General features: G+C 68.1%; 11 protein-coding genes. 5 read left to right on the top strand and 6 right to left on the bottom strand.

Annotated features, from left to right (window positions below):
* Positions 1 to 977: cbb3-type cytochrome c oxidase subunit I (locus tag Q0P88_RS13875; protein WP_295014936.1), on the top strand; the 977-nt coding region annotated here is incomplete at its 5' end.
* Between the two features lie 3 nt (positions 978 to 980).
* Entirely contained in the window at positions 981 to 1,415 is a 435-nt protein-coding gene (locus tag Q0P88_RS13880) for a cytochrome c oxidase subunit 4 (RefSeq protein WP_295014937.1), read from the top strand.
* A gap of 152 nt (positions 1,416 to 1,567) precedes the next feature.
* On the opposite strand, the gene Q0P88_RS13885 is transcribed toward Q0P88_RS13880, so the two are convergent.
* From Q0P88_RS13885 to Q0P88_RS13905, 5 genes are all read right to left on the bottom strand, one after another.
* Complete coding sequence (locus tag Q0P88_RS13885) at positions 1,568 to 1,987, bottom strand: rhodanese-like domain-containing protein (RefSeq protein WP_295014938.1); 420 nt, start codon at positions 1,985 to 1,987, stop codon at positions 1,568 to 1,570.
* Between the two features lie 87 nt (positions 1,988 to 2,074).
* Entirely contained in the window at positions 2,075 to 3,874 is a 1,800-nt protein-coding gene (locus tag Q0P88_RS13890; RefSeq protein WP_295014939.1) for a ubiquinol-cytochrome c reductase cytochrome b subunit, read from the bottom strand.
* A complete protein-coding gene (locus Q0P88_RS13895) occupies positions 3,871 to 4,944 on the bottom strand; it encodes a ubiquinol-cytochrome c reductase iron-sulfur subunit (protein ID WP_295014940.1) in 1,074 nt (357 codons plus the stop codon). The genes Q0P88_RS13890 and Q0P88_RS13895 overlap by 4 nt, the downstream gene beginning before the upstream one ends.
* A gap of 33 nt (positions 4,945 to 4,977) precedes the next feature.
* Positions 4,978 to 5,775: a c-type cytochrome gene (locus Q0P88_RS13900; protein WP_295014941.1), complete on the bottom strand. Its 798-nt coding sequence runs from the start codon at positions 5,773 to 5,775 to the stop codon at positions 4,978 to 4,980.
* A 21-nt stretch (positions 5,776 to 5,796) separates the two neighbouring features.
* Positions 5,797 to 6,429, bottom strand: coding sequence for a heme-copper oxidase subunit III (locus Q0P88_RS13905; RefSeq protein WP_295014942.1), 633 nt, complete (start codon positions 6,427 to 6,429; stop codon positions 5,797 to 5,799).
* 170 nt (positions 6,430 to 6,599) lie between these two features.
* Between Q0P88_RS13905 and trpD the strand changes: the two genes are divergently transcribed.
* Both trpD and Q0P88_RS13915 read left to right on the top strand, forming a co-directional pair.
* Positions 6,600 to 7,664, top strand: a complete 1,065-nt coding sequence (trpD, locus tag Q0P88_RS13910) for an anthranilate phosphoribosyltransferase (RefSeq protein ID WP_295014943.1) — start codon at positions 6,600 to 6,602, stop codon at positions 7,662 to 7,664.
* 2 nt (positions 7,665 to 7,666) lie between these two features.
* Positions 7,667 to 8,653, top strand: a complete 987-nt coding sequence (locus Q0P88_RS13915; protein WP_295014944.1) for a PHP domain-containing protein — start codon at positions 7,667 to 7,669, stop codon at positions 8,651 to 8,653.
* 29 nt (positions 8,654 to 8,682) lie between these two features.
* Here Q0P88_RS13915 and Q0P88_RS13920 read toward each other — a convergent pair whose 3' ends face one another.
* A complete protein-coding gene (locus tag Q0P88_RS13920) occupies positions 8,683 to 9,612 on the bottom strand; it encodes a 5'-3' exonuclease (RefSeq protein ID WP_295014945.1) in 930 nt (309 codons plus the stop codon).
* A gap of 288 nt (positions 9,613 to 9,900) precedes the next feature.
* Here Q0P88_RS13920 and Q0P88_RS13925 point away from each other — a divergent pair.
* A partial coding sequence (locus Q0P88_RS13925; protein ID WP_295014946.1) for a S1 RNA-binding domain-containing protein occupies positions 9,901 to 10,282 on the top strand: 382 nt, incomplete at its 3' end.

Genomic DNA, 10,282 nt, shown 5'->3' on the forward strand with positions numbered 1-10,282 from the left:
TCCTCGGCGCGCACATCTACGACCCCGCCAATGGCGGCGTCCTGCTCTGGCAGCACCTCTTCTGGTTCTTCGGCCACCCCGAGGTCTACATCATCGCGCTGCCGTTCTTCGGCATCGTGTCGGAGATCTTCCCGGTGTTCAGCCGCAAGCCGATCTTCGGCTACAAGACGCTGGTCTACGCGACCATCGCGATCGCCGCGCTGTCCGTGGCGGTGTGGGCCCACCACATGTACGTCACCGGTGGCGTCCTCCTGCCCTTCTTCGCGCTGATGACGATGCTCATCGCGGTGCCGACCGGCGTGAAGATCTTCAACTGGATCGGCACGCTCTGGCGAGGCTCCGTGACGTTCGAGACGCCGATGGTCTTCGCGCTGGGCTTCCTGGTCTCCTTCGTCTTCGGCGGTCTGACCGGCGTCATCCTCGCCTCGCCGCCGCTGGACTTCTTCCTCTCCGACTCCTACTTCGTCGTGGCGCACTTCCACTACGTGGTGTTCGGCACGGTCGTGTTCGCCATGTTCGCCGGCTTCTACTTCTGGTGGCCGAAGTGGACGGGTCGGATGCTCAACGAGCGCCTCGGCTACGTGCACTTCTGGATGCTCTTCATCGGTTTCCACATGACGTTCCTCATCCAGCACTGGCTGGGCGTCGACGGCATGCCGCGTCGTTACGCCGACTACTCGGCCTACGACAACTGGACCTGGGAGAACCAGGTGTCCACGATCGGCGCCATCATCCTCGGCGCGTCGATGCTGCCGTTCTTCCTGAACGTCTGGCTGACCGCGCGCAAGGCTCCGAAGGTCACGGTCAACGACCCCTGGGGCTACGGCGCCTCGCTCGAGTGGGCGACGTCCTGCCCGCCGCCGCGTCACAACTTCACGTCCATCCCGCGGATCCGCAGCGAGCGTCCTGCGTTCGATCTGAACCACCCGGAGGCCGCCGAGCTCCCGGTCGCGGCCGCAGCAGGAAAGGGCCACTGACCCATGCGCTCCAACATCGTCCTCTGGTGGATCCTCACCGCGTTCTTCGCCCTCATGGGCGTGGTCTACACCGTGTGGAACATCATCGCTCACCAGGACCGTCCGATCGTCACCGCGATCGAGTGGGTCGGTACGGTGGCGCTGTTCTTCGCCGCATTCATGGCCGCGATGATCGCCTTCTACCTCGACCGCACGTTCAAGGCACAGGGCGGCTCGCTCCCGGAGGACATCCTCACCAGTGACATCGACGACGGCGATCCCGAGCTCGGCGAGTTCAGCCCGTGGTCCTGGTGGCCGATCGTCCTGGCCGGTTCCGCCGCGGTGGGCGCGATCGCCCTCGCGGTCGGACAGTTCCTCTTCCCCGTCGCACTGGCCATCTTCGTGATCGCGATCGTCGGCTGGGTCTACGAGTACTACCGCGGTCACTTCGCGCGCTGAACCCCGCACAGAGAGCCCCCGGAGGAATCCTCCGGGGGCTCTCTCGTATCCAGGCGCCTGTCTCGTGCCCCGGGCCGGGGAGACGCGCCAGGTCGTGTGGAGAGAGGCCTTCGCCGCGGTGGCCACGGCGGGATCGGCATGGCCCTGTCGGCTCAGACCCTGCTGCGGATCCGAGGCACCCCGACCAGGGGATCCACGGGACGACGGTGCACGCCGTCCGCGTTCTCGATCGGGTAGCCCTCACGCGCCCAGTACTCGAAACCGCCGATCATGATCCGTACGTCGTAGCCGAGCCGCGCGAAGGCGAGTGCTCCCTTGTCCGCGGCATTGCACCCGGGGCTCCAGCAATAGACCACGACACGCGCCGTGAGCGGGATCTCCCGGGGCGCTCGGACGTCGATGTCGCGATAGGGCAGGTGGACGGCGTCTACGACCCGCCCCTGAGCCCAGGCCGCTTCCGAGCGGACGTCGACGACGACGATCTCCTCCCCGGCTCTGCGCGCCGCGTGGACGTCGCTGGCGTCGGTCTCGAAGGCGAGCTTGGCGGAGAAGTGCTCCTGAGCGCTGGTCATTCCCTCAGGCTACTGCGACGGGGGAGTGGCGACGACGAAGGCCCCGTCGAACGACGGGGCCTTCGTGAGGAGCTGTGACGAGCGGGCCTACTCGCCCTTGTCCCTGTGCGGCAGCGACTCGGGAGCCAGCGCGGAGCTCGGCGTGTTCGGCGTCTCGCTCACGTGCGAAGCGTCGACCGGCGCGATCTGGTCCTCCTCGACGCCGGCGCGGTGGTGCGACGCGAGGATCTCCTCGTGCGCGGCCTCGTCCGTGTCGTGCAGCACGTGACGCTGGTGCGCGTCCGCAGCGGTGATGTCGGCCTGCGTGAGCGGGGCGAGACGGTCCTCGAAGAACCAGCGCGACATCGAGGAGCGCAGGTTCTGCGTCCATGGGATGCGGCCCTTGGCGTTCGGGCGAACCACGAGCGGCTCGTAGGTCTCCACGTCGATGAGCTTCCAGCGGTCGTACACGTCGACCGGCTTGTGCACCTCGATGAACTCGCCACCGGGAAGACGCACGATGCGGCCGGACTCGTAGCCGTGCAGGACGATCTCACGATCCTTCTTCTGCAGCGCGATGCAGATGCGCTTGGCGATGAAGTAGCCGAGGATCGGGCCGAGGAACAGCATCGCCTGCAGCGTGTGGATCACGCCCTCCATCGTGAGCATGAAGTGCGTCGCGATGAGGTCCGACGAGGCGGCGGCCCACAGGACGGCGTAGAAGATCACGCCGGCCACGCCGACCGCGGTGCGGGTCGCGGCGGTGCGGGGACGCTGGGCGATGTGGTGCTCGCGCTTGTCGCCGGTCAGCCATGCCTCGATGAAGGGGTAGAACATCACGAGCACGATGAACAGGCCCAGGACCACGACGGGCAGGATGATCCCGAACGACCAGGTGTGGTTCCACAGCACGACGTCGAGGTCGGACGGGGCCAGACGCAGCGCGCCGTCGGCGAATCCGATGTACCAGTCCGGCTGCGTTCCCGCCGACACGGGGGACGGATCGTAGGGGCCGTAGTTCCAGATCGGGTTGATCTGGAACAGCGAGGCCATCAGCACGATCACGCCGAACGTGATGAAGAGGAAGCCGCCCATCTTCGACATGTAGACCGGCATCATCGGATAGCCCACGACGTTGTTGTTCGTCCGGCCGGGGCCCGCGAACTGCGTGTGCTTGTTGATGATCATCAGCATGAGGTGCAGCGCGATGAACGCGATCACCATGAGCGGGAGCAGCAGGATGTGCAGGGTGTACAGGCGTCCGACGATCTGGTTGCCCGGGAACTCGCCGCCGAAGAACATGAACGACGTCCACGTGCCGATCAGCGGGAGGCCCTTGATCAGACCGTCGATGATGCGCAGACCGTTGCCCGAGAGCAGGTCGTCGGGGAGGGAGTACCCGGTGAAGCCCTCGGCCATCGCGAGGATGAAGAGGATGAACCCGATCACCCAGTTGAGCTCACGCGGCTTGCGGAACGCGCCCGTGAAGAACACGCGCAGCATGTGCACGCCGATGCCGGCGACGAAGGTCAACGCCGCCCAGTGGTGGATCTGACGGACCAGGAGACCGCCGCGGATGTCGAACGAAAGGCGCAGGGTCGAGTCCAGCGCGGCCGACATCTCCACGCCGCGCATGGGAGGGTAGGCGCCCGCGTAGTGCGTCGGCACCATCGAGGCCTGGAAGAAGAACGTCAGGAACGTCCCGGAGAGCAGCACGACGACGAAGCTCCACAGTGCGATCTCGCCGAGCATGAACGACCAGTGATCCGGGAAGATCTTGCGACCCAGCTCCTTGACGAAGCCGGAGATGCTGGTGCGCTCGTCGAGATAGTTCGCCGCAGCGCCGACGAAGCGGCCGCCGAGAGGCTTCTCCGCCTTCGGCTTTTCGGTGACAGTTGCGGTGCTCAATGGCGCTCCCAGAAGCTCGGGCCGACGGGTTCGTGGAAATCGCTCTGCGCGACGAGGTAGCCCTCGTCGTCCACGGCGATGGGCAGCTGCGGCAGGGGCCGAGCAGCAGGGCCGAAGATGACCTTGGCCTCCTCGGTGATGTCGAACTGCGACTGGTGGCACGGGCAGAGCAGGTGGTGCGTCTGCTGCTCGTACAGCGCGACGGGGCAGCCGACGTGCGTGCAGACCTTGGAGTACGCGACGATGCCGTCGTAGGCCCAGTCCTTGCGGGACTCGCGCGGGTGCAGCTGCTCGGGCAGGAGGCGCACGAGGAGGACGATCGCCTTGGCCTTCTCCTCGAGGTAGCCGTCCTCGTGGCCGAGCTTCGACAGCTCTTCGGGGATGACGTGCACGGCGGAGCCGAGGACGACGTCGGCGGCGCGGATCGGCGTGCCGTCGGGGTCGTGCGCGAGGCGCATCCCCTTCTTCCACATGGTCTGCTCGAGGAGCTTGACGGGCTGACCGGCGATCGGGTTCTCGGGGGTGTCCTGCGGGGCGAGACCGCGGAAGAGGGCCAGTCCCGGGACCACGGAGGCGACGACGGCGGCGATGAGGGAGTTGCGGATCATCACGCGTCGTCCGAAGCCGGACTCCTCGTTCGCGTCGGAGAACGCCTTGACCGCGGCCCAGCGGGTCTCGTCGCGGCCACGGGTGGGATGACGCTCCTCGACGAACTCGTGGTCGGACATGATCGCCTTGGACCAGTGGATCGCCCCGATGCCCAGCGCGAGCAGCGCGAGGGCGATGCCGAGCCCGATGAACAGGTTGTTGTAGCGGATATCGATGAGCGCGCCGCTCTCGATGGGGAACAGCATGTACGCCGCGACGGCCCAGATGCTGCCCGCGAGCGAGAGGTAGAAGAGGGTGTAGACCGTGCGGACGGCGGTCTTCATCGCCTTCGGATCCTGATCGGTGATCCGCTCCCGGTGCGGCGGCAGCCCCGGGTTCTGCGCGGGGTCGCTGACGTCGACGCTCAGCCCGGAAGGGGGCTGATAGGCCCGGTCAAGAGCCTGCGAGTCGTCGTGTGCCATGGTTCTCCTCGTACGTTCTTCGATATGCAAGCGTCAGTTGGACTTCGCCGTGATCCACACGGTGATGGCGACCAGGGCGCCGATTCCGAAGATCCAGATGAACAGGCCCTCCGAGACCGGGCCGAGGGATCCGAGATCCATGCCTCCGACCTGGACCGCCTTCTGCTGGAAGAGCAGGGCCGAGATGATGTCGCGCTTGTCCTCGGGGGAGAGGTTCATGTCGCCGAAGACGGGCATGTTCTGCGGGCCCGTCACCATCGCGGCGTACATGTGCAGCGCGCTGGTCTTGGTCAGCGGGGGAGCGTACTTGCCCTCGGTGAGCGCGCCGCCGGCCGCGGCCACGTTGTGGCACATGGCGCAGTTGATGCGGAACAGCTCGGCGCCGTGCGCGACGTCGCCCTTGCCGTCGAGGATCTTCTCCGACGGGTAGGTCGGGCCGGGGGCCACGGACTGCACCCACGAGGCGATCCCGCGGATCTGCTCCTCGGTGAACTGCGGGTGCTTCTGCGGCGCCTGCGGTCCCTGCATCTGCAGGGGCATGCGGCCCGTCGACATCTGGAACTCGACGGCGAGCTCGCCGACGCCGTAGAGGCTCGGCCCCGTCGCGGTGCCCTGCAGGTTCATGCCGTGGCAGGTCGCACAGTTCGCCTGGAAGAGCTTCTTGCCCTCTTCGGCCGTGACCTGGGTGCTGGCGGACGCAGGCTCGGACGCGGCGAACGCCGCGCTCGCACCGGCGTAGATGCCGCCGGTGATCATCAGGCCTGCGCCGATCAGCGCGGCCGCGGCAAGGGGGCTGCGACGGCCGGAACGGCGCTTCTTCTCACGTGCCATGTCGAAAATCCGCTCCGCTTCTTACTTGAGGAAATAGATGACGAGGAAGAGCACGATCCAGACGACGTCGACGAAGTGCCAGTAGTAGGACACGACGATCGCGGTGGTGGCTTCCTTGTGCGTGAAGTTCTTGACGGCGTACGCGCGGCCGAGCGTGAGCAGGAACGCCACGAGACCGCCGGTGACGTGCAGCGCGTGGAAGCCGGTCGTGATGTAGAAGGCCGAAGCGTAGGAGTCGGCCGAGATCGGCATGCCCTCCGCGACCAGCTGCGAGTACTCCCAGACCTGCCCGGACACGAAGAACGCGCCCATCGCGAACGTGATCCAGAACCACGGGACCATGCCCAGACGCTTGCGTCCCTGCGCGTTCACCGCCGTGTACGGCTGCATGCGCTCCGCGGCGAACACGCCCATCTGGCAGGTGAAGGACGACGCCACCAGCACGAGGGTGTTGATCGCGGCGAACGGCACGTTGAGGTGCTCCGTCCGCATCGCCCACAGCTCCGGCGAGGTGCTGCGCAGGGTGAAGTAGATCGCGAAGAGTCCCGCGAAGAACATCACTTCACTGCCGAGCCAGACAATGGTTCCCACAGCCACCGGGTTGGGGCGCTTGATCGTTCTCGCCGCCGGGGCATACGTCGCTGAGGTCGTCACCTGTCCATTATGGCCGATCCGAGCGGTCGATTGTCGCACCCGGGGCGGCGGTTCCGCCCTCCTCCGGCTCGGCGGAGGCCCGGAACTCCCCGGGAATCCGCTGTGCACGCGGGTGGCGACGGTGATCGCACGGGCGGTCACGACTCGGTCACATCAGTAGGATCGCTGCCATGGCGGAAGTTCTCACCTGGCCCGACGTCCTCTCGACCCTTCTCGCGGGTCGCGATCTCAGCGTGTACGAGTCGACGTGGGCGATGCGCCAGGTCATGCGCGGCCAGGCGACCCAGGCGCAACTCGCCGGATTCCTCATCGGACTGCGGGCCAAGGGCGAGACGATCGACGAGGTCGTCGGCTTCCGCGACGCGATCCTCGAGGCCGCCGTGCCGCTGCCGGTGTCCTCCGACGTCCTCGACATCGTCGGAACCGGGGGAGACCGGGTGGGCACGGTCAACGTGTCGACGACCGCGGCGATCATCATCGGCGCGACGGGCATCCCGGTCGTGAAGCACGGCAACCGGGCGGCGAGCTCCTCGTCCGGCTCCTCCGACGTCCTGGGCGCGCTGGGGCTGCAGCTCACCCTCGATCCGCAGGCCGTCGCGGAGATCCTCGACAGGACCGGGATCACGTTCGCCTGGGCGGGGGCGTTCCATCCCGGTTTCAAGAACGCGGCGGCCGTGCGCAGCGAGCTCGGCGTCCCGACCGTGTTCAACATGCTCGGACCGCTGTGCAATCCGGCCAGGGCCGAGGCGAACGCGGTCGGCGTCGCGCAGATCGACCGCGTGCCGCTGATCACCGGCGTCTTCCGGACGCGCGGGGCGACCGCGCTCGTCTTCCGCGGCGACGACGGACTCGACGAGCTCACCACGACGGGCCACAGCAGGATCTGGGAGGTCACGCGCGGCGACATCCATGAGCACGACCTGGATCCGCGTGACCTCGGCATCCCGCTCGCCGACCTGTCGGACCTCATCGGCGGCTCCCCGGAGCACAATGCGGCCGTGCTGCGCCGCACGCTCGAGGGCGAGCGGGGGGCCGTGCGGGACATCGTGCTGCTGAACGCCGCCGCCGGCATCGTCGCCTACGAGCTGTCGCACGACGCGGCGCAGGCCCAGATCCCGGTCGTCGAGCGCCTGCGCGCGGCGCTCGCGCGCGCGGGGGCCGCGGTCGACGACGGTCGCGCCCTCGCGCGACTGGACGCGTGGGTCGCCGCCTCGCAGGAGCTCGCGAGGGCGTAGCCGTGGATCCGGTCGAAGCGCTGTCGGAGATCGCGCGGCTCCTGGAGCGGGAGCGCGCGTCCCGGTACCGTGCCAAGGCGTTCCGCGCCGCTGCGGCCATCTACGCCGCTCTTCCGGAGGACGCGAAGACCGATCCGAACCGCATCCAGGCGACCAAGGGCATCGGCGCGTCGACCTTCGCCGTGATCCGCGAGGCCCTCGCGGGAAAGACTCCCGCCTACCTCGTCGAACTGCGTGGGGAGGTGGAGCCGGAGATCGTGTCGGAGCTCCGCGCCGCGCTGCGCGGGGATCTGCACGCCCACACCGACTGGTCCGACGGATCGATGTCGATCGCCGCGATGGCCGATGCGGCGCGCGCTCTCGGACACGAGTACCAGGCGATCACGGACCATTCCCCGCGCCTGAAGGTGGCGCGGGGGCTGACCGCGGAGCGCCTGCGCGCGCAACTCCCGCTCGTGAGGGCGCAGAGCGGCGACGGGCTCACGATGCTGACGGGCATCGAGGTCGACATCCTGGAAGACGGTGCCCTGGACCAGGACGACGACCTCCTCGCAGAGCTGGACATCGTGGTCGCGTCGGCGCACTCCCGGCTGCGGATGGACGCGTCGCCGATGACCCGTCGACTCGTGCGCGCCGTCTCCGATCCCCGGGTGAGCGTGCTCGGCCATGTCACCGGCCGGCTCGTGCAGGGAGAGCGAGGGACGAGGCCGCCGTCTCAGTTCGATGCGCGCTCGGTCTTCGAGGCCTGCGCCGAGCACCGCGTCGCCGTCGAGATCAACTCCCGTCCGGAGCGTCAGGATCCGCCCGATGACCTGATCGCCCTCGCGCTCGAGGTCGGCTGCCTGTTCTCGATCGACTCGGACGCGCACGCCCCCGGCCAGCTCTCGCTGCTGGATCACGGGGCCGCGCGGGCCGAGCGGGCCGGGGTCCCTGCAGAGCGGATCGTCACCACCTGGGGACTGGACCGGCTGCGGCGCTGGGCGGGTTAGCAGGGCAGTCAGACCCGGTCGGGATGCGCTCAGCCGGTCTTGCCGAGAGCGTCGAGCGCGCGCGCCATCGACGTGCCGAGGTTCCAGCGCTCCGACACCGCGACCGCGGCGGCCTTCTCGGTCTCGTCGAGCGGACGCAGCGGCTCCGCGGGTACGGAGACGGGCAGGGAGGTCGCGACGCGGACGACCGTGGGCGCGACATCGAGGTAGTCGGATGCGGCGAGGATCTTCTTCGCCACGCTCGCCGACATGCCCTCGCCGGTCTCCGCGGCGAGGCGGATCCGGTCGAGGGTGCCATGCGCGGCGAGCAGCGTCGCCGCGGTCTTCTCGCCGACGCCGGCGACCCCGGGCAGGCCGTCGGAGGCGTCGCCGCGGAGGGTGGCGAAGTCGGCGTACTGCGAGGGGAGGACGCCGTACTTGCGCACGACCGTCTCGTCGGTGACGTCCTCGAGGTTGCTCATGCCGCGCGCCGTGTAGACGACCCGGACGGCGCGTGCGTCGTCGACGAGCTGGAAGAGGTCGCGATCGCCGGTGACGATGTCGACGGGGATGTCGGCGTCGGTCGCGAGCGTGCCGATCACGTCGTCCGCCTCGTGCGCGGCGACGCCGACGACGGGGATCCGCAGCACGCCGAGCGCCTCCCGGATGATCGGGATCTGGGCCTCGAGCGGATCGGGGACCTCCTCGACGTCTGCGGCGCCCTCGACGACCTCCACCACGCGGTGCGCCTTATAGCTGGGGATGAGGTCGACACGCCACTGCGGTCGCCAGTCGTCGTCCCAGCAGGCGACGAGGTGCGTCGGCCGGTACGCGGCGACCAGCTTCGCGATCATGTCGAGGAGCCCGCGCGCGGCGTTCACAGACGTGCCGTCGGGGGCCTTGACCGTGTCGGGCACGCCGTAGAAGGCGCGGAAGTAGAGACTGGCGGTGTCGAGCAGCAACAGCTTCGGCGCGGTCATGAGCTCAGTCTGCCAGGAGCCGACGCGCGGACGCGGCAGGAAGACGGCGCAGGAAGACGACGGAGCAGGGAACACCCGCGGCGCATCCGGTGTTCCCTCCTGTGCAGGCGTTCGAAAGTGCGGGTTCTCCGCGGGCTCGGCGGCCTGATAGCATGAAGTGTCACCCGTGGGGTTCATTCTCGCGTGCGTGGCAGCAAAACCACATCCATCCGCTGAGGCGCGATTCCGCGCTCTGCTCCAGAGCGTGCGTCCCAGCCCGAGTATCCATCAACAAGGACTACCCACTACATGACTACCGCAACGGCCGCTCCGGCCACCAAGCAGGTCGCGATCAACGACATCGGATCTGCCGAGGACTTCCTGGCTGCGGTCGAGAAGACCCTGAAGTTCTTCAACGACGGCGACATCATCGAGGGCACGATCGTCAAGATCGACCGCGACGAGGTGCTGCTGGACGTCGGCTACAAGACCGAGGGCGTCATCCCCTCGCGCGAGCTGAGCATCAAGCACGACGTCGACCCCAACGAGGTCGTCTCCGTCGGCGACCAGGTCGAGGCCCTCGTCCTCCAGAAGGAGGACAAGGAAGGCCGTCTGATCCTGTCCAAGAAGCGCGCCCAGTACGAGCGCGCCTGGGGCGACGTGGAGAAGATCAAGGAGAACGACGGCGTCG

Source organism: uncultured Microbacterium sp., from assembly GCF_945952435.1.
In the GTDB taxonomy this organism is placed as follows: domain Bacteria; phylum Actinomycetota; class Actinomycetes; order Actinomycetales; family Microbacteriaceae; genus Microbacterium.

Excerpts from the sequence above, each read along its gene's own strand:
- Q0P88_RS13900 (WP_295014941.1), bottom strand. The coding sequence starts at position 5,775 with ATGGCACGTGAGAAGAAGCGCCGTTCCGGCCGTCGCAGCCCCCTTGCC.
- Q0P88_RS13885 (WP_295014938.1), bottom strand. The coding sequence starts at position 1,987 with ATGACCAGCGCTCAGGAGCACTTCTCCGCCAAGCTCGCCTTCGAGACC.
- trpD (WP_295014943.1), top strand. The coding sequence starts at position 6,600 with ATGGCGGAAGTTCTCACCTGGCCCGACGTCCTCTCGACCCTTCTCGCG.
- Q0P88_RS13920 (WP_295014945.1), bottom strand. The coding sequence starts at position 9,612 with ATGACCGCGCCGAAGCTGTTGCTGCTCGACACCGCCAGTCTCTACTTC.
- Q0P88_RS13880 (WP_295014937.1), top strand. The coding sequence starts at position 981 with ATGCGCTCCAACATCGTCCTCTGGTGGATCCTCACCGCGTTCTTCGCC.
- Q0P88_RS13895 (WP_295014940.1), bottom strand. The coding sequence starts at position 4,944 with ATGGCACACGACGACTCGCAGGCTCTTGACCGGGCCTATCAGCCCCCT.